Source organism: Ruegeria sp. HKCCA5426 (assembly GCF_013034585.1).
Taxonomy (GTDB): Bacteria; Pseudomonadota; Alphaproteobacteria; order Rhodobacterales; family Rhodobacteraceae; genus Ruegeria.
This window is the reverse complement of the sequence record NZ_WQGH01000022.1, coordinates 1-18,993: the sequence shown is the minus strand read 5'-3', so window position 1 is coordinate 18,993 and position 18,993 is coordinate 1. Positions and strand designations below refer to the sequence as shown.

General features: G+C 52.4%; 20 protein-coding genes and 1 pseudogene. 7 read left to right on the top strand and 14 right to left on the bottom strand.

Annotated features, from left to right (window positions below):
- The 4 genes from GOV87_RS19990 to GOV87_RS20510 form a co-directional block, all read right to left on the bottom strand.
- The coding region (locus GOV87_RS19990; RefSeq protein ID WP_171212931.1) for a DUF3611 family protein at positions 1 to 531 on the bottom strand (531 nt) is incomplete at its 3' end.
- Between the two features lie 81 nt (positions 532 to 612).
- Entirely contained in the window at positions 613 to 1,131 is a 519-nt protein-coding gene (locus tag GOV87_RS19985) for a DUF1269 domain-containing protein (RefSeq protein WP_058284048.1), read from the bottom strand.
- Positions 1,132 to 1,224: 93 nt separating this feature from the next.
- Positions 1,225 to 3,078 (bottom strand): alkyl/aryl-sulfatase, encoded by a 1,854-nt coding sequence (locus GOV87_RS19980; protein WP_254447436.1) that lies wholly within the window; start codon positions 3,076 to 3,078, stop codon positions 1,225 to 1,227.
- Between the two features lie 45 nt (positions 3,079 to 3,123).
- The gene (locus GOV87_RS20510; protein ID WP_254447435.1) at positions 3,124 to 3,333 is read right to left on the bottom strand and encodes a twin-arginine translocation signal domain-containing protein; all 210 of its coding nucleotides are present in this window, start codon (positions 3,331 to 3,333) and stop codon (positions 3,124 to 3,126) included.
- Positions 3,334 to 3,786: 453 nt separating this feature from the next.
- On the opposite strand from GOV87_RS20510, the gene GOV87_RS19975 reads away from it, so the two are divergent.
- The 6 genes from GOV87_RS19975 to GOV87_RS19950 all read left to right on the top strand — a co-directional run bounded on the left by GOV87_RS19975 (position 3,787) and on the right by GOV87_RS19950 (position 7,864).
- Entirely contained in the window at positions 3,787 to 4,035 is a 249-nt protein-coding gene (locus GOV87_RS19975) for a hypothetical protein (RefSeq protein ID WP_171212930.1), read from the top strand.
- A gap of 1 nt (position 4,036) precedes the next feature.
- Positions 4,037 to 4,423: a hypothetical protein gene (locus tag GOV87_RS19970; RefSeq protein WP_170621347.1), complete on the top strand. Its 387-nt coding sequence runs from the start codon at positions 4,037 to 4,039 to the stop codon at positions 4,421 to 4,423.
- Positions 4,424 to 4,928: 505 nt separating this feature from the next.
- Positions 4,929 to 5,558: a hypothetical protein gene (locus GOV87_RS19965; protein ID WP_170621349.1), complete on the top strand. Its 630-nt coding sequence runs from the start codon at positions 4,929 to 4,931 to the stop codon at positions 5,556 to 5,558.
- Between the two features lie 56 nt (positions 5,559 to 5,614).
- Positions 5,615 to 5,848 (top strand): glycine zipper 2TM domain-containing protein, encoded by a 234-nt coding sequence (locus GOV87_RS20595; protein WP_170516990.1) that lies wholly within the window; start codon positions 5,615 to 5,617, stop codon positions 5,846 to 5,848.
- A 723-nt stretch (positions 5,849 to 6,571) separates the two neighbouring features.
- Positions 6,572 to 6,778 carry a cold-shock protein gene (locus tag GOV87_RS19955; RefSeq protein ID WP_170430361.1) on the top strand — a complete coding sequence of 69 codons (207 nt, stop codon included), beginning with the start codon at positions 6,572 to 6,574 and terminating at the stop codon, positions 6,776 to 6,778.
- A 210-nt stretch (positions 6,779 to 6,988) separates the two neighbouring features.
- Positions 6,989 to 7,864: a fatty acid desaturase gene (locus GOV87_RS19950; protein ID WP_371813547.1), complete on the top strand. Its 876-nt coding sequence runs from the start codon at positions 6,989 to 6,991 to the stop codon at positions 7,862 to 7,864.
- Here GOV87_RS19950 and GOV87_RS19945 read toward each other — a convergent pair.
- The 10 genes and pseudogenes from GOV87_RS19945 to GOV87_RS19900 all read right to left on the bottom strand — a co-directional run bounded on the left by GOV87_RS19945 (position 7,856) and on the right by GOV87_RS19900 (position 17,766).
- The gene (locus tag GOV87_RS19945; RefSeq protein WP_170712027.1) at positions 7,856 to 8,104 is read right to left on the bottom strand and encodes a ParB N-terminal domain-containing protein; all 249 of its coding nucleotides are present in this window, start codon (positions 8,102 to 8,104) and stop codon (positions 7,856 to 7,858) included. The two genes, GOV87_RS19950 and GOV87_RS19945, sit on opposite strands and share 9 nt — an antisense overlap.
- Before the next feature lie 74 nt (positions 8,105 to 8,178).
- Entirely contained in the window at positions 8,179 to 8,868 is a 690-nt protein-coding gene (locus GOV87_RS19940) for a hypothetical protein (RefSeq protein WP_170485440.1), read from the bottom strand.
- A 1,639-nt stretch (positions 8,869 to 10,507) separates the two neighbouring features.
- A pseudogene (locus tag GOV87_RS19935) lies at positions 10,508 to 11,139 on the bottom strand (tyrosine-type recombinase/integrase).
- Positions 11,140 to 11,696: 557 nt separating this feature from the next.
- Positions 11,697 to 12,269, bottom strand: a complete 573-nt coding sequence (locus tag GOV87_RS19930) for a hypothetical protein (RefSeq protein WP_171212929.1) — start codon at positions 12,267 to 12,269, stop codon at positions 11,697 to 11,699.
- Between the two features lie 378 nt (positions 12,270 to 12,647).
- Positions 12,648 to 13,769 (bottom strand): alanine/ornithine racemase family PLP-dependent enzyme, encoded by a 1,122-nt coding sequence (locus GOV87_RS19925; RefSeq protein ID WP_170641636.1) that lies wholly within the window; start codon positions 13,767 to 13,769, stop codon positions 12,648 to 12,650.
- Positions 13,766 to 14,965: a DUF1611 domain-containing protein gene (locus GOV87_RS19920; protein ID WP_171212928.1), complete on the bottom strand. Its 1,200-nt coding sequence runs from the start codon at positions 14,963 to 14,965 to the stop codon at positions 13,766 to 13,768. Before GOV87_RS19920 ends, GOV87_RS19925 begins: the two co-directional genes overlap by 4 nt.
- A gap of 92 nt (positions 14,966 to 15,057) precedes the next feature.
- The gene (locus GOV87_RS19915; protein ID WP_170356897.1) at positions 15,058 to 15,912 is read right to left on the bottom strand and encodes a hypothetical protein; all 855 of its coding nucleotides are present in this window, start codon (positions 15,910 to 15,912) and stop codon (positions 15,058 to 15,060) included.
- Positions 15,902 to 16,255 carry a hypothetical protein gene (locus GOV87_RS19910; RefSeq protein ID WP_170329075.1) on the bottom strand — a complete coding sequence of 118 codons (354 nt, stop codon included), beginning with the start codon at positions 16,253 to 16,255 and terminating at the stop codon, positions 15,902 to 15,904. The genes GOV87_RS19915 and GOV87_RS19910 overlap by 11 nt, the downstream gene beginning before the upstream one ends.
- 3 nt (positions 16,256 to 16,258) lie before the next feature.
- The gene (locus GOV87_RS19905; RefSeq protein ID WP_171212927.1) at positions 16,259 to 16,567 is read right to left on the bottom strand and encodes a hypothetical protein; all 309 of its coding nucleotides are present in this window, start codon (positions 16,565 to 16,567) and stop codon (positions 16,259 to 16,261) included.
- Between the two features lie 446 nt (positions 16,568 to 17,013).
- Positions 17,014 to 17,766: a Crp/Fnr family transcriptional regulator gene (locus tag GOV87_RS19900; protein WP_170545368.1), complete on the bottom strand. Its 753-nt coding sequence runs from the start codon at positions 17,764 to 17,766 to the stop codon at positions 17,014 to 17,016.
- Positions 17,767 to 17,901: 135 nt separating this feature from the next.
- On the opposite strand from GOV87_RS19900, the gene GOV87_RS19895 reads away from it, so the two are divergent.
- Positions 17,902 to 18,135: a hypothetical protein gene (locus GOV87_RS19895; protein ID WP_170619842.1), complete on the top strand. Its 234-nt coding sequence runs from the start codon at positions 17,902 to 17,904 to the stop codon at positions 18,133 to 18,135.
- The last annotated feature ends 858 nt before the right edge of the window (positions 18,136 to 18,993 follow it).

Here is an 18,993-nt window from a genome sequence, read left to right as displayed (position 1 = left end):
CTTAGTCCTCCGTTTCCTGAACATAACGGTGGACCCGTTCAGTTGGGGAGGCTCAATGCTTACTGCATCAACCGCCGAAATCGTGTAGGGGCTGGCACCGGTTTCAGCTGCGGATATCTGCAAGCCAACTTGAGGGTTGGCCAGCATTGTGACCAGAAGCGCAAAAGCTGCTCCAAACAATGAAACAATTGTCAGAACAGCGCCGATCGTTCCGACCCAAACGCCGATCCACACGCGACTTTGAAGCCGGGCGGCTGAGGGGTCATCTCCAGTCTCTTTCAGCTTTCGTCCCAAAGACAAATAATGCCAACACCAAAATGTGGTGAAAGCGGGCAGGATCAAACCCAAGAAGGACAACACGTTGCCCACGCCTGCGCCACCTCCGACAACGCCAAGGACAACGCCGCCCAGTACAACGACAATGATCAAGAAAACCAGCTGAACCCAGAAACCGATCTGGCCAAGCTTGACGAGCGCATCTGCGACGCGCCCGGTGTTTTCCCCATGCCAATTAGCGGATTCGCCTACCATATTGCAGTGCTCCCAACCTAAACCCTATGATTTGAAGAAGGTCGTCCACACTTTGGCTTGGCGACCGATCTCTATCAAAAATCACTGGCTATGCGCAGCGGCGAGCGCTTCGCGGAGTTTGTCTTCTTGTTCCTGCGATAGGGACGTCTGAAGTATCTTCGGGTCGTATTGTTCGATCTCGGCGATCACTTTGTCCGGTGTGGCCTTGGCGACAAGCAGAAACAGAGCCGATGAATTTGGTTGGATGGTCTCGCCCAGTTCTTTGATGAAATCATCATTGATGCCGTAATCGGAAAGGGACCCTCCAAGCGCTCCCATTGCCGCCCCGGCCAAACCTCCCACTGCCATGCCGGCGAGTGGGTTGAGAACAAGAATACCGGCCAACATACCAACTATTGCACCGGTGCTCAGGCCCGTACTGGCGCCAATTCGGGTCATGTTCACTGACTGCTTAATGTGTATGTCTCCCTCTTCGGGTCGCACAACGACGCAGGCGTCCAGCAGGTCGATCAATTCCTGTTTTTTGAGCTGTCGTAGCTTTGTCAAAACAGCATCTGCACTGTCGACACCATCAAATGAAAGAACAACAAGATCAGCCATTGGAGTCTCCTCGGGTGATTTGGATTACATCGTTAAAATCGTATTGGAGTGTAAAAGTGGGTAACGCGGGTCCGAAGGGACCCGCGCAAAACATCATTCGATAACGACCTGACCAGTCACCGCCTGCAACGGCTCGGCCTCTGCTACCTCGGTTGGACCGGTACTTGTCCCAGGCAAAACTTCGAACAGAGGATCGAACTCAACCATGGCTCCAGCGAGTTTGATCAGAACGCTGACGTCACCATCAGCCGTTGCGCGACCGTCGGCCAGCAAGTCCTCGAAATCAGCCTCTCCGGTCATCACAAGTTCCAAATCGGATCGGTTCAAGGTTAGAGTCAGATCTGGCTCATCGAAGGCGAAACCTTCGACATTTGTGAGTGTTGCCTTGGCCAGCTCGATCGCAAACATCTCACCATTGTCGGGTGTGCTTAGGTTCATCGTAAACTCGATGCCTTCGGCCTTGCGGCTGTCCATCTTGATCGCAAGGAAATCAAGGAACAGCTCAGTCGACATCGCGCGTATCACCTCTGGGCTGGACGTGTCGGCCGTTTCACCGGTGGGGATGCCAGAACGAAGCTCATAGGCACCGGACAGGAAACTGTTCCGCAAGCCCGGGTTCTCTTGCTGGTAGCCAAGCTGTTCGTAAACGTCTGCTAACAAATCTTTTACTTCCTGATCTGATGGATCCGACAGGAACAGTTTGTTCAGAATCTCGGACGCTTCGAAGTATTGCCCTGCATTGTGTAGTTCCAGGCCCTTGGCCATAATTGGATCTTTGCCGCCCATCATCTCGACGTAGAGCGGAGCTGAAGCTTCTGGTTCTAACGGTATCAGGGTCGCGGGATTGCAATCCCAGAATCCAAGGAACCGCTGAACAACGCCGCGCGAATTGTGCTGAGGTGAGCCGTGATAGCCACGTGTATGCCATGTCTGCTGCAAACCCTGTGACGGCTCATAGTGGTGATGTATCTGGTTAATCGTCACGCCCTGATTGGCCAGATGCAGGGTCTGGTTATTCATATGGGCATAAAGGTCGCGCTGATCTCTCAGAACCTGCTGCACGCGGTCATTGCCCCAGCGCGGCCAATGGTGCGAAGCGAACATGACGTCTGCCTCTTGCCCGAACAGGAACAGGGCACGAGAAATGTATTTTGACCATCGAAGGGCATCGCGCACTGGCGCGCCACGCAATGTATAGATGTTGTGCAACGTGGCCGTGACGTTTTCTGCCATCCACAGGGCCTTCATGTCTGGGATGTAAGTATTCATCTCAGATGGCGCTTCTGTGTTGGGTGTGTTCTGGAAGATCATCCGCACGCCATCGACCTCGAATTCTTCGATGTCATCCTCGACAATCCGGGTTGGCGCGATCAGGCCAGTGGCACCTGCTGAAACGCGTTTGCCGAGACCCTGATTGACGAACCCATGCGGGGCCACGGGCAACAGTAGACCATATTGGTAAAATAGCCGACGGTTCATTGCGTTTCCCGCGAACACGTTCTCGGAAATTGTGTGTTCCATGAAATCGCGCGGAGCTATGATTTCGACACTGCCGGAATCGACGTCCTCCTGCGAAACGATGCCGCGAACGCCTGCCCAGTGATCGCCATGGGAATGTGAATAGATCACGGCTGTTATCGGCAACCCTTCACCTTTGTGTTCCGAGAACAATTCCCACGCGGCTCGCGCCGTTTCGGCCGAAACCAGCGGGTCAATGGCGATCCAACCCGTTTTACCGCGCACGAATGAGATGTCGGACAAATCAAACCCGCGCACCTGATAGATGCCGGGTATTACCTCGTACAGACCATAGTTCTGATTCAGCTTACTGATACGCATCAATGACGGATGGATACTGTCGTACTCGTCTTGCTCGTCGATGAAATCAAATGCGCCCCGGTCCCAGGCGACATTGCCCGCGTCTGCCATGATCTGAGGTTCCGGCATCTGGGCAATGAAACCCTTGGCAACTTCGTCAAAGTCCTGAGTGTCTTAGAAAGGCAGTGTTTCTTTCGCTTCGGCCAGGATTTTGAGCGTGTGCTCGGACGGTGCTTTTCCTTTAGGGTGAAAGTGGCCTTCTAATGGCGCGGCTGTCGACGTGGTTTGTGCTGCTGCTTCTTCCGACAAAAAAGTAGGACTTACCGCAAAGGCGGCCCCAATTGCAGGAACAGTTTTCATGAAGTCGCGCCGATTAGGTGCCATCGAATTTCCCCCTTTTGATCAAGCTGTCTGAAAAGCACTGCCTCACATCCTAACATTTAAGTGTCATTGTGCTACGATTAAGATTTAGGCAGTCTTGCATGGCTCAACATCCAGCACGGCTCGCGGATGTATTGAATACCTGAGTATTTTCTGACGATTGGGCCGTCATAAGTGAGCCCAGCAACAAAGGACGCGATTTAAAAATAGGTGGATCATAGATCAGGGGGAGACACGATGGCAGTTACCTGCAACGCCTCTTTGTCGAGGCGAGATTTTATTAACCTGGCTGCTGCTGCTTGTCTTTGTTGCATCTCAAGTTGCGCCCCGTTCGACCGCAGTAGTGCGATCAGCGACATAAATTCTGAGCTTGCAGCTGCGTTGGAACGGATACCTTCTGATGATGGCTCAGATCTGGTTCAGATCGCCCGGGAGATTGAGGCGAATTCAACACAGATGATCCAGGCGCACGCGGCCTTTATTGAAGAGTTCAACCGGTTGTCCGCCAACCGTTCGGTATCACGTGCCGAATTGATAGCTGTTTCAGACAGATATGACACCGAACGCCGTTCGCAACGCGATAACCTGCTGGTATTGCAGGGGCAATTGCAGGCGGCAATCCCGGAAGAGTACTGGCCGGAAGTTGCTGAAATTCTGTACGAAAAGGCAGACATAGTCGCCTCGGGAACCAGTTTGGAGTTGTGAGATGCCAGTAATTGCGACGATAACCGCGGTCACTTTCTTGTTGGATGGATCGTCTGATTTGACACCATCATTTCTGGAGCCCAATACGCTGAGAACCGACTTGGATAAGGCTATTTCGCCCGCAGACAGCGATGTCCGGACCGCGGCTTTGAAAATTGTGAGCGACTTGGAGGTTGCCGTTGATCGGTTCCGTGCCGCGGTCGAAGGCGCTGCGGACAAAGCCATTCTCGGTTCCACGGACAAATCAGCATCGGCATCGTCCACAAGAGCCATTTTTAATGAACTGGATCGGGAAAGAGATCGAGCGATAAGCGCGGTACTCGATTCACGTGACCAACTCGTTTCGCTTTTGGATCAGGAGACCTGGTCGCGAGTATTCGATGGGTAATGTCTATTGAGAAAGGGGGCAATGTTCACCCTGTCGTCGCTGCAACGCTATCCATAAAGTCGGCGAATACGTTTATTTGGTGCATTGGATGATGATGCATCCCAAGAGGCGTGCTCAAAGTGCCTGCAAACGATGCCGCTACTTTTTGTCTTTTTCGTTTTTTTGGTCCTTTGAGGGCGCTCGCCAAAATGAGGCCGCGCCCCAAATCACCAGAACAACCGTAACTATGCCGCCCACAATAAATTCCATATCCAGATGATAGCCACGCGAGCTTGTTGGCGCAACTTTTCAACACCGCGAAAAAGACAAGGTGAAGTTTAGGCTTCCGTTTTGCACAACTGAAAAACCCTTCGCAATTTTCAGTTTGGGCCAAGCTTTAAATGCGTTTCGGATACCAAAATGAGCGCTACCAGACCGCGCGCTTGACCGATCTGACTGCAGGGGGCAGTCTGTGGCATGCTCAACTACCCGTGACCCTTTCGACTTTCAGTAGGTAGGTGCCGTCGTGATAGACGCTGACTTAAAAAACAAGTTTCTGGTTGCGGCGGCGACTTTGGCGCTTTCGCTTATTGCTTTCTCCGGGCCGTCGTGGGGGAACAGCGGGACTGGTGTTCAGACAAGCTGCGGCGGGGATGCTTCCGACAATTGGACCTTTACCACGGATGCGCTCGACGGCCGGTTTCTGCATGTAATCTGGACGGGGCCGCAAGGCGAGACGCGGGTTTCGACGCTTAACTACTACGCGACCAATACCGAGGGTTACCCTGTTTTTACAGGCACCTTTCTGGATGTTGCCGAAGTAATACTTGTGGATAAGTCTGGTGGCGCACCGAAAAACGATTCAGAAGTCATGGTTTTTACGGAGGATTGGGGCTGGGTCGCGGGTAATTGCCGGGAGCTTGGCAAAACCGGTTCCTCAGAAGTGTCCGGTACAGAATTTGTGCGCAAAAACCTTGTGGGAAGCCGCGATGCGTCGGCCACAAACTGGTTGCAACGCAATGGTTTCGCTCGCGAAAGTATATTGGAATTTTCTGAAATCGGCAAAATTGAACGCTGGCAAATGGATCAGGGGGATGCAATCGAAGTCGTCTTCTACCACGGCATCGTATCTGACGTCCATTTGGCTTTGAAATAGAACCATTTGTCCGAGCGCACGAATGGTTGGGACACATGTAGCAAACGGAGGATCCTATGAAAGGAATTGTTAGGGCAACTGTGGTGTTGATTTTTTGTGGGGCAAGTCTTGCCGCTTGCACAAATAATCAAGGCGTGAACGCGGCCTCTGGAGCACTTGTTGGCGCGGCGGTGGGGAACCAAATCGGTTCCGGTAGTGGGAGAACAGCTGCAACTCTGGTAGGAGCCGCTGCTGGTGCGCAAATTGGCGCTAACGCTTGCGGCGGACAGAACCAACCCCCGTGCACTTGAGGCGCCATTGGGCCGTCGTCTGCCTCTGAAAAACAGACAGCACGATCCCATTGAGCGGCAACCAGGGTCATGGCAGTCAAGTTTCTTGAGCCTTCGGGAAATTCGGGCCTGAGGCTAAGTTGTGCATCCTACAGGTAGGGCCGCCCTGAATGAACTTACGGCCAACTGTAACATCGGGAACGTTTCTTGCCCGATGCTTGCGCAGATACGGACCTACTAATGGCACTTTGAGGCTCGCAGTCGCCCTATGCCAACGCAGCATGACCCAAGATTCGGGCCGCGCAGAATCTACCGTTCGTTAGAGAGGTCAACTCGTTGATTTAGCAATGTTTCAATCACTCAATGAACATTTGTGCCTTGCCGCGGTGTTCTTGAAGCACGCGGCGATTTCGGACAGTGAGCCCTACCTGCCGTGCCTGAGCAATCAATTTGCTGCATACGCATTCGGCAGGTTTTATCGGAAGCCGACCTCTGATTTCCGAACCACAGAGCAATGGTTCTGCTTATCTTTGTCCCAAATTGGGCTGGGCAGACTTAGATCTTCTGTTGCTTTCCGTTGTATCAAGGCTTGTATCGTGTGTACTCGAAGTCCATATACACAGGGCTTACGTTTTTCTTTTTCGACCTGCTGTCTCCCAAACTCGGCGTTCAGTCTTTCGATTCAGACCGACCACGCCGAGTCGCCGCAATAATGCGGGCGGCAAGTATTAGGAGACTTCCACCATGGCAAATGGCACAGTAAAATGGTTCAACTCGACCAAAGGTTTTGGCTTTATCGAACCTGAAGATGGCAAGCGCGATGTGTTCGTGCATATCTCAGCACTTGAGCGTTCCGGCATCAGCGAATTGAAGGACGGCCAGAAGGTCACTTTTGACGTCGAAGCTGGCCGTGACGGGCGCGACAGCGCCGCCAATCTGGCACTGGCCTGACCTTTTACGGGCACCCTTATGGGGTGCCCGTTTGCACAATGGGCTGCTAAAAGCCCTTGGAGAACAAGTCAGTTGCAACAGCAGGAATTGACCCGGGCGCTCGCGCAATACCGTGTGCCCGATACGAAGCGTAGCGTTATTGAACTGACAATCACTGTCATCCCCTTTTTCGCGCTATAGGGCGCAGCGTGGTTTGCGCTATCCCTTAGTATCTGGGTCACTGTTCTATTGGCCATGCTGAACGCCGCATTTCTGGTGCGTATCTTCATCATCATGCATGATTGTGGTCACGGATCTTTCTTTAGAAGCCGCACCGTTTGCAATTGGACCGGCCGGGTTCTGGGTGTTCTCGCCCTGACACCCTATGACGTCTGGCGGCAAAGCCATGCGATTCACCATGCCTCAACCGGTAACCTTGATCGGCGTGGTATGGGTGACATTCCTACATTGACCATTGAGGAATACCTGAAACGGAATTGGTTCGGGCGTGCCGCTTACAGGTTAATCCGGAACCCCTTCTTCCTGTTCTGTATAGTACCGGTCTACACGTTCTTTTTTCAAAATCGCTTGCCCTTTGGTTTCATGCGGTCAGGCTGGCTGAATTGGGCAAGTGCAATGGGAACAAACGCCGCGATTGCGGTGGTCCTGGCTCTGATTTTTTGGACCGGAGGCCTGGATGTACTGGTTTTTGTATTCCTTCCAACCATGATCGTCGCCGCATCGATTGGTATTTGGCTATTCTATATTCAACACCAGTTTGAACACACGACTTGGGAGCGGGAAGAAGTGTGGAATCTTCAGAACGCCGCATTCTATGGAAGTTCTCACTACGCCCTGCCAGGCATCCTGCGGTGGTTCTCTGCCAATATCGGTGTGCACCATGTTCACCACCTTGCCAGCCGCATACCGTTTTATCGGCTAAACGAGGTTTTGCGTGACCATTCCGAGTTGGAAAATTGCCAGCGTATTACTCTATATGAGAGCCTTCATTGCGCACGATTGCATCTTTGGGATGAAGAAAGTCAGCGCCTGCTGACGTTTTCTCAGGCTTTGTCGAACGCCAATCCCAACAAGAGTTTAGTGTAATCTGGCGCGCACCAAAAAGGCGTCGACAGTATCACCGCCGAGGGCGCGAATGGCCTCTAGTCGGTGAAGGCCTTCAATCAGCACGAACCGCTTGTTGTCCGCGCGTATCTGGATCGGGGTCTTCTGGCCGTTTTTCAGGATATCTTCGGCCAGTGTCAGGACTTTTTGTTGATCAAGCGTTTTCGCCCGTTTTACAGGGACATAGATCAGGTCGAGCGGATATGGTCTTTTCTCCAACATAAGCTACGTAGGTAACCTTTCGTGCATTTGTTCCGGTTCAGAGTTCGCTACAAAAGCGGGGGCTGGAACGTACGTCATAGAACCGAACGAACAGCATCGCGCAGTTCCTGATGCATAATCCAAGTTGCTGGCTCATCGACACTTTCGATGTGAGAAAATGCCAGGACCTGAGCGGCGCCATCATTCTGTACCGATCCGGCTTCGGGTAGGTCTAGTTCCAGGTATTCTGCGATCAATAGTCCGATTTTCTTGAAAACTTTGATGGAGGCCTCGCGCGATTTGTAACCGGCTGCCTGAGACAAGTGACCAATGGTCAGACCGTCCTTGCCTGCGATTGTAAGTGCTTTGAGCATTGTGACCTGCGCAGGGGTCAGCCTGATTTGTCGCAGTGCCTCGGCATATTCTCTTTCGCTGGGAACGAGGGTGCCGGAATTTCCCTCCAAACGGCGTTGACCGCTACGTTTCCTGTCTCGTTCACCGAGAATTTCTTTTAATGCTTCGATGGCCAATGCTGGTGTTTCACCGACTGCATCAGCAATCATTGTCTGCGTTTTAGCCGGTGGCTTAGGGAATGCGCGCGCAACGCTGTTACCGCTCAGGATGCCAGCCTTAATCAAGTACTTTCCAAATTCTTCTTCAATCACTCCTGCTACGTCAGCGTTCCGCGGCTCACGAACACTGCGGTCCTGAAATGCTCTTTGTTCCAGACCACGAGCTGACATCTTTGAACCGGGAAGGGTTACTTGAGGGGCATTTTTGCGCATCAGAGAAACACCACCACAATTATGGCCGCAACAAACACCAATAACGCGATAAACATCTTCGCTCTGTAGGACCAGCGATGCGCCCTCTCGGCCTTGAGCATTTTGCCCAGGTTTTCGTCAATCGAGTTATGGTTCACGGCTTGGTCCTTCCGGATTTGTCAGGCGATATTGATTTCCAGCAACCTATTTTCACGGCAAATTTTCGGCGCACTTATCGTTCTGTCTTGTGAACGGTCGATTACATTCCCAACCATCACCTCTTCGATTCAAATGAGCGTTGGAAGGGATAAGGATCGCAACGCACCTGTCCTGGTTTGAGCGAAAGCCACGTTCACATTTCCATCCAGAGTAGGTTTCAGGTGCAAGGTATGCATGCTGTGGAATTGCCACCGGTTCGCAGCCGCTCTCCGTTTCTCTGAAACCTCTGAGGCACACCCAACCATCCGCGCTGTTTTTGTCAGTCAGGCGGCCGTTGCTCGGGACACTAATCGCAACACAATCCTGGTCTTCCTTACGAAATCCCCAGTCACAGTGTACTTCCTGTGCGCCAAACCGGGTTTCGACGTACCCATTTTGAGGCGCAATCAATTCTTCGCATTTTTCTCCGACTCGTCGGAAGAGCCGATTGCACTCCCATCGATCTCCAGTCGATGCAAGATATGCGTTTTTAGGAACTGCTATTTCCTCACAAAGATCTCCAACACGCTGGAATCCATGGTTGCATTCCCAAACTGGACCATAGGAACTGCCGGTCAAATGCGCATTTTGAGGTGCGTTTGCTCTTTGACACGATCCGTTCTTGTTTTCGAAACCTTCGTCACAAACCGATCCGTCGGCATTGCCTGCGACTTGGGCAGGAAGCTGCGTTCCTGAGAGCAACACCAAGAGTGTCGGGATCAGGCAAAGAACGCGGCGCAAAAACACGATGAATGACTGAATGAAGCGGAGCCTGAGACCTGATCTATCGGGCATCAAGCACGCAATTTATGAGCCATGTGCTGTTCATACGGCGCCTTCTTTAATTGGTCACCCGATGACTGGGGCTTGTCAGGTGACAGTTGCGAATGCTTGCGAGGAACGAGCTCATAGCGAAGACCCCAGCGAAACCCGTTCCTATGCTAGGGCACATGCTACAGTTATTCTGAAGGCCATTGGATCATCGAAGCCGGCAGCATCGCGGCGACGAGTAACTTTCACCAATGCACTTTTGTGGTCCTTAGCCAGAATAGAGTCAAGGAAGTTTCCCTTGTCGCAATGCAAGTACCGCCAGGGCAGGTAGTTTTTGAAACTGCCGGTGACCAAGATCCTTGGTGAACTACCGAAAGAAATTGTCTGGCCTGAGTGCGGCGAAAGAGGAGTATGTGATCAAGGCTTCCCCGTGACTATGAATGACTGGCCTGATAACATTGGCTGCAACGCAGCGATTTTCGCGCCGCTTCTGCACAAGTACTCGCGGCGTGATCAAATGGCCGCTCGGTCCCGCACCCTGTAAATTGCGCCTGAGCCGAGAAAACTGTGCTGCGAGCGTACGCAACAAGATTTTGACACTTCCGCTCAGGGCACGCTACGTCCCACTCCTGCGTAAAAGAACTAGAACCACTATGGATTGGCGACCGACAGCGCCGCTCGCCAAACTGTCTCAGATGTCTATGCGCTCTGCAATGCTTAGCGCGTCTTCCAATTCAACGCCCAGGTATCGCACGGTGCTATCGACCTTTGTGTGCCCAAGCAGAAGTTGGACCGCGCGGAGATTTCCTGTCTTGCGGTAGATCTCAGCTACTTTGGTTCGGCGAAGCGAATGCGTGCCATATCCGCTCGGTTCCAATCCGATTGCGGTCACCCAGTCTCGAACCAGCCTGCCATACTGCGCGTCGAGATGTGTGGTCGATCATGGAATCGGCTTGGAAACATGAACCGGCTAGCAAACATTTCCGGTGATTTTACCCATACCAATACAGTTTCTCGCGTGTTTTCCGTCAGTTCGAATTGAACAGATCGCTTGGTTTTGCTCTGGATCACCGAAACACGCTCACGGACGCGATCGTCTTTGACAAGATCGGTCACAGCGAGTTTGACCAGATCGCAGCCGCGTAGCTTGCTATCAATCGCGACGTTGAACATTGTGAGATCACGCAGATTTCCAGAAAGTTCGAGCCGGGCACGGATCGCCCAGACCTGTTTTGGGAGTAGCGGTCGTTTCTGACCGATGATCCACCCCTTGTTCCAAGCTCTGGGTTTTGGGGTGACTGCAGGTAGTTGGACTCTTGGCATATTTTGCACTCCGATCCACCCTCCGCACCCAAGCAACAGCACCGCGCTGACCACCGAATAGTACAAGCGGCGTGAATGCCTGCCGTCCGATTATGAATACTGGCATGGTTTAAGTGTGTGCATTAGGCGGCTTGAGCCCATATCACTACGCATAAGAACGGTTCGAGTCCAAACCGCGCGTACGCTTCGTCTTCAGCACCGATTACCGATCGGGTTCCACGTTAAAAGGCCCGGGTCAGCACCAATAAGATAAAATGAGATATGATCAGAAAAGCTGGTAAGACCGGCGTCAGGTTATCAGCGACGCCGAGCTAACCCAGGGCTTACTGATACGCCATTTCGCCACGCGCTCAACCCCTTGCAGCGTCGACAAATCCGCTCTCCGAACCCTTCGCTCCAGAATGGCGTTCTGCAACGAAGACACGGGCGTTCTTGCGGCACGTCATTGTGGGCGCGAGCCATGATCGTATCTGCGTCGTTGTCGAAGTCTTCCATCAGTTCTTAACCTCGATTTCTGTTTTGGTTTATACAGCGACTGGAAAAGAAAGTTCCGAGCCCTAAGCCTTGAGATTGAAGGAGCTGCCTGGTTCAGACTGTCCGATGGGACGGCCTGTAATCCGAGGGGTTTTAATAGGACGAACTGGCATTCCTTCGTTCTCAGCAGCTTGGACAGCGAAAGCATACCGAGAACCGCTTGCGCATCCTCGTGGTATGGCTCGTTGATCTGATGATCCGTCGTCTGCCTCAGAAATGAGCGACTCCGAGTAGAGGTGCCGAAGTTGAGTCTCAGACACACCATCCGCTTCCATAATCAATTGCACCATGGGATCGGCCAAAAGTTGGTCGAGCAAGAACTGCGACAACTGCTTTGAAGACAATTTATCCTTTGCGCGGGCTCTCTCCAAATCAGTAAGAGAAACGGTCAAGGTTCGCGCCAGACCGGGGTGAGATTTCCGTGGAAGCAGAAAGATTAGCACTGATGCTTTCCAGGCTTCTGGATCCAAATAATCTGGTGGTGCGGAAAGCTCAGTTTCTATGTCGTATTCGCCCGCCGGGAGTAATTCGTCAAAGCCAGGGAAAGTAAACGGCCTGGAAAAGACTGCGATTGTCTTGCTGATTATCTGGTTCATTTGGGTAATTCTCCTTTGCTGATACCGCTCGCTCGGAGATGCAGACAAGAACAAGCCACCCACTCCCGGCAGGGTATTATCAGTTTTGAGGTTTAGGCTTTGGTTTTTCTGGGACGACGTCAGGCGCTTCAGACGTAACTTCTTTTTTCGGCGCGTCCGCATCGTTTTCCTTCAGTGCGGCAGCCGCTCTGGTCGTCAGGTCTTTGAAAGACATCATTTTGATCCTTTGATTGTCCGCAACACCCACGAGCCCAGATAGGGTGTGAAAAGTGAATGCGGCTACGTCCAATATAGGGATTGGGTGCCTCATTTACTACGTAAAGCCGTAGAATAAGACGGATGGCTGAAGCAGAACCGAGGCGGCGGCACCTTGGCGCGCTATTTTCGATTCGAGTATGGGCGATCAGTGTTCGCTGCGTTGCAGTCAACCAAAGCGCTATCACCATGGAAGACTTTTGCTACATCGGGTGCAGCCATGCCGCGCGAGAGCGCGCTATACTTCATTCTCAGCTTCACCTCGCCACCAGGGCGAAGCAGCCAATTGGTGTTTTCTACAACGATATGATCACTGGTGGCTCCGACGAACGTGACGCCAGCAGGGAATATTAGACCCGCCGCATCAGTGTCCTGGAGTCCGATCGCAAGGATCGACCGAGTATTCGAAGGACTGTCTAAAGTCACACACTGCATTGAAGGTATAGGATAATTCATTTGCAAGGGATTTGGATTTGATTTGGTCTTCGTTTCGATCACTTCCGCCCAAAGCGTAAAAACATCTGTGTAAAGCCCGTCGATCGCGTATCCCGAAACGGGATCGGTACCCAGCAGGATGGCCTCACCCAGACGCAGGTTGTTGATCTTTCCGGTCGCCCCCTTGCCAAGCGCCCATGGCAAACTGGCAGAGCCGCCGCCTGACACTGTTTCCAGAGCGGGTCCACTTGCAAGTTCGGTGTCGGCGGCAAGCGACGAAAGCAATTCCATTGCTCCTGCAGAGGGTGCCACATGACCCAGACAGGCAAAATTTGCGCCAATCCCCTTCAGAGAAATCCCTTTCATTCTAAGAATTTGAGACACAGTGCTTTCAAGGTGTTCAGGCAAGATGCCATCCCGCATATCCCCCATTTCCACCATCAGGATAATATTGTGAGTAATGTTCTTCCCCAGCGCCTCGATGGCCAGGCTGGCGATAATGTCCATCTCAGTGTTGAAGCTGACATCGCAGTTATCAAGGACTTGCGCGACCTGGCTCAGCATGGGCGTTCGGATCAAGGATATGGAGCACGAGATTCCAGCATCGCGCATACGCATGATATTGCTGATCCGCGCGTCCGCCAGCCCTGTCACGCCACCTTCAAGCATAGCATTCGCAATCTCAGGATGACCGCAAACGGCTTTTGTCACACCTGTCACCGATATTCCGCGGGGTCTAAGGTGGTCGACCAGGAACCGTGTGTTGTACCGAATTTTGTCCAGATCAACGTCGATACGCAGCTTGCTCATTCAATCGTCGTAACACGTAGGGGTTGCAAGCGCGGAAAGGCAGATAGAACCATATTCACCACGTTTTTTGGAGGTCGGTTCAATGCGTCAGTGACCGGGAGATACAATTTGCAGTTGTAGTCTGTGATGGCCTTTGAAATCTCAACATCATTCATTCCTTCATGGTTGATCGTCATGCCAATTACCTCTGTGTTCGCAAATGCCTCGATCAGGGTGATTTCATCGCAAGGGGCGGGCATAGTCATGTTGGGGAAATCACATCGACGTTTTCGTTTAGGCGCGTGTTGAAGAATAACTGCATGTGGCTGACTGCCTCGCAGAATGAAGGCTGATGTGCAAAAAGCCGGATGGCTTAGCGCGCCCTGGCCCTCGATCACTATTACATCCGGGTGCTCACCCTCGGATGCCGCAACGACAGCGCGCTCAAGTTCGCCACAACAAAATTGCGGCGGCACCGAATCCATCGCGACACCATACTTGGCGCCCTGCATCAAGCCAGTTTGGCCGGTGCCGACCAAAACTGTTTTGATCCCATGCGCGTTAAGTGCGCCTGTCAGGATTGTCGCGGTTGTACGCTTTCCAATTGCACAATCGGTGCCGAACACCGCGATGCGGATCGCCTGGACGTCTCCAATACTGCCATCTAACAGGCGCAGGTCGGGATTTGGCCGCGGCTTGCGAATGTCGCGTATCGTGACATCGTGAATTTTGGCCAATCCGGCGAGCTCCTTGTCATCGCTAAGAAATTCATGCAGCCCACTGACGATGTTCATTCCGAGCGTTATCGCATCCACAACAACTTCGCGATCCTCAAGGGACATTCTGCCGCTGGCCGGCGCCATTCCGTAAATAAAAGTGTCGGGGATCGTAGCTTCATTAGCGACGGCGGCATCAAGATCATCGAAGATGGGAACCTGATTTGCGATATTATCAAGCACTTTGCCACTGTCACAACCGCCATACGTGCTGTCGATCACCGAAAGAACGCGATAGGCCTGTGAATGTCGAACGAGACCATTAGCCGTCTTGCCATCGATCTTTGCGAAGTTTCCTTCGCAATACACAATTGCAGACGGTGTATCTGTCACGAGTGTCTTGCGGTGAAGCTCTGGAAAAACTGCTTGTTCAGGCGCCAGCTTTTGCGCATCGCTGGCAACGAACTGCTTGGCATCCGACGCAATGGGTACGGGTTTCATATTTGTTCCTTTTTAGAGTGTGAAACGCGCGTCCTTGGTAAGGACGGGCAAAAATTGTGAAGTTTGGGAAAGTGGGCTTTCTGTCTGAATTCTCACTGGTTCAGAACACACAGCCCTTCTGATCGATGATAGTTTTTGTGGCATTGCCACCCATTGCCGGATCGGTCGATATGGGCATTTGCCGGTAGCTCGATTGCATTGCAGCGATCACCGGACGCCTCGTAGCCACGTTCGCATTTCCATCCAACTCCATGGATCGCGTCATCGTAGAAAGCATTTTCAGGCACAAAGACGGCATCGCACCGTCCGTCGCGCTCAAAATACCCACGCTCGCATGTCCAGGGACGCCCGCTGGTTGATGCGTTCAGAAAAGCGTTTTCCGGCACCGCTACTGCCACGCATGCTTCACCGTCTTTTTCGTAGCCACGGTTGCAACGCCATGCAGATCCATAAGTGCTATTCGTCAGGTAAGCATTATCCGGCACCACGATTTTCTGGCAGCTATCGTCTACTCTTGTGTATCCACGCAGGCACCGCCACCTCTCACCTGATGGATCGAGATATCCACCCTCAGGCACAATCACTTCAGTGCATGAGGTGCCGCCAACTTCAACAAAGCCATGCATACATGCCCACCCTGAGCCATAGGTTCTGTTTGTGGGGTAGGCATTTCCCGGCACGACAATGGCCACGCATTCTTCGCCTTTCAACCGATAGGACAAATCGCATTTCCAACCGTCGCCATACTTTTTGGGATGCGCGTTATCCGGAATCGAATTTGTTTCGGCCGATGCGGGACTTGATGAGATAAAGGAGCCCGCCAAACTGCTGAAGACGACAACAAACAACGCAGCCATTAAGTGAGCGCAAAACCGGTACTGATTTTTTCGATTTGCCCTGATGCAAACGGCGTTGTCCGAATGTTGAGTGATTGAGTTACGATCCATCCAGGTTCAGCCCCTCGATACAGGCCTGCGCCAGGTCTTTGTTAGGAGTTTGGGATCCCGGCACCGTTGCCCAGCCAGCCGCCATGACGGCATCCTTCTGCTTGAAAGAAGAAGCCTCTTTGATCGTCGTTATTTTTTCGGCGCGTTGGGCGTCAGTTCTCGCCATGTCGACGCAGACCGGAACCAACGCAGCGATTACATTGTCGCGGGACATGGCGTTGGCCATCTTGTCCGCGCTACCGCCGGTCATCCATCCACCCCATGAAAATCCAACGACGCCTACGAAAACCCCGCCGATCAGAGCACCGTAGATTCCGGGTTTAAGCCATTCGGGCGTGTTCATAATCTATTCCTCCTGCGGGGAAAGCGCCGCATCGCTGTCATTGTTAGATGTGGCCAAGGTCTGGTCGTGCTTAAGCGCCAGTTCAAAATCTTCTGGGTCAATTGGGCGCATTTCCGTGCGGCCTGGCTTGCTGCCTTTGCCCCGAACTGTCAGGTAGGTTCCGGTTCTGCGATAGGCTTCGAAACTCAGGCCCTGCAGTAGCTCTTCTTCGACAACTACTTCATACTCGCCTGCAGGAAGTTCATCCGGGTAGCCGGACAAAGAGAACGGATTTGAAAACGTCACCAAAGAACTGGACGATCTCGTGCTCACCTTGGTCCTCCATATAGTTTGTTGGATCTTCCCCGCACAGTCTGCCGCGGTACACGCTCGTAAGCACCGCGGTAGTACTGGCGTTGTAATTTAGAATAATGTGCAAATGGCAGACGCGCGCTGATCGATGTTAGTCTGCGGCCAATGACCTGAGATTTTATTGGAATCTCAAATGCATTTGGTGCCCGAGGATCAGGTACTGCCAAAAATTGACTAACCTGCGTCAGTGCAACGATGTTTGGATTCCGGCAACGTGATGTGTGTTGGCGGGATATTTGCTGGCGTGTTCTTAACGAGTATTTGAGAAGCGCAGGAAATCCAGTACCGCTATCGGACTGTATTTATCTTGCGCTTCTTTTTCAGTGAAATCCCAAATCTGCCGAAGCGAATGGCGTCTCTAACCAGGCAACTATCGTCAAAATCCCGGCATCGCCGAAGGGGTGAACCTATTGTTTCAACAGTGGCCCGACCTGATCCAGATAAGTGGGGTCAAAACCGGCCAACGTCACCAGTCCGTCATAATCATCAAATGCCACTTGCCCGGATTGAAAAGTAACCAGCCCCTTCTCCCGCAGTTGCCGTAGGACACGATTAACATGTACAGCACTCAGTCCCAGCGCATCGGCAAGATGGTATTGTGTCAGTGGGCAGGTATATCCCATCTTGGTTGCCATCCCGACCTGAGTCAGCCTCACACCAAGTTCCAAAAGAAAATGCGCCATGCGCTCACTCGCATCTCGCCGTCCTATGTTGACCAGGTGCTCAACCACCATCGCTTCATCTCTAGAGACCGCCCAAAGGATTGCTGTCGCCAGCCGGGGCGTTTGCGCAAATGCTTCCAGGAGATCATCCACTACTACCTCAATGGCTTGGATTTCCATGATTGGTTCTATGCTGTGATCCGAGGTGTGCAGCAGAACGCTCCGCAAGCCCAGAAAGTCACCCGGTACTTGGAAGTCGACGATCTGACGCGAACCGTCTGTCTGGGTTTTGTAGGAACAAACCCAGCCCGAGGACAGAACGTAGGCAGCCTGCTCTGATTGCCCTTGATGCACAAGGTCACGTCCCGCTTCAAAGGTCCTGCGACGCTTGTGCAGGCGCGCTAATACCGCAAGTTCAACCTCAGTCAGAGAGACGAAGTTTGAGAGCTTTCGGGTGAGGGGGCTGTTATTGATAGTGGGCAAATATTCTTCCTTCATCAATGAGCCGTCCGCAAAACTATACCACGCAAAGACTGCTTTCGATCAGTTAAGTATACTGCAATCCATGCCAGAATGGTGCAATTCATCGTGGCGCTTCCTTGCTTGGACGCCTGTCAAAAAAGGACGTCTACCATGGCCGACCGGCAAGACTACTCAGGAATAGCCGCACTCTCAATCTGTGAAGCGCTTTTGCTTGCAATTAAAGATCGTGAGCTCCTCCCCGAACATGAGATTGTGGGAGTTCTGCGTGACGCAGCCGCTGCCCACGAAGCAGCGGTTGGCAACAAGGAAGAAAAGGATATGCACCAGGCCGCCGCTGTTCTGATAAACCAGATCATTGCTTCCGGCTATCGCGTTCGGCAGTAACGTTATGTCCCGCATCGGAAAACTAGATTACGCTCGCCAAAAAAAGCTTAACAGCAAATAGACACACTTTTGGCACCTCGTTCCTGATCAGTTCAAACACGAAGCAAGAACCAAAGTTTTAAGGTTTGCTATATCCCGCGTCTTGCTTGTCCGACCGTGCTGCGGCGAAGGTACGGTTTCCGTTAACGCAAATACAACGCCTGCGAATGACCTGATTGGTGACACTCGCCGCGCCGCAACAATAAGTATGCGCGACCGCGAGCAAATGCTGCTTCAGCGAAGGCTCCAGAACGAATGACGGCAAAGTCGCGCAGACTGAGAGTTCAAACTGCCCCAAAATTATCGCACGCAGCGAATGGCAACAAATCGGGCTGCAGCCGCAGCATTATGATGAGGTGCTGGATGTCGGCACTGGGTCGTCATTGCCCGCGAGAAAAAGGTCCTGCTGTCCGATGCTGCACAGTGTTCAAACCGGAGCAACGGTGCATTACGGCCATTGAACTTTGTTTGCTCGGAAAGGAGGTTGGAGTTCGTGTGAATTTCGCAGGTGCAAGCCGGCCTAACAAATTCACTGCACCGTTCAACGCATCTCGACATAGTGTAATAGGCGTGAAGTCGCAGGGGTTCGTATCTATGGATAGCTACCCCGAAAGCGCAGTCAAGAAGAGGCGTCGCCATGAGATCGCGTAGTGACATTACTGCTTTGAAAACCCTGGCTATATCGGGTGGCCATACGTTGTCCTTGGTCAGTGGCGATGTCGAAGACCAGGTTACATTTCAGCTCGAACGCTTAGTTTCGGAAGGGTGTTGTCACGTTAACTTCCGACCCACCAAGGAATGCTGATGCCCGGACTTCAA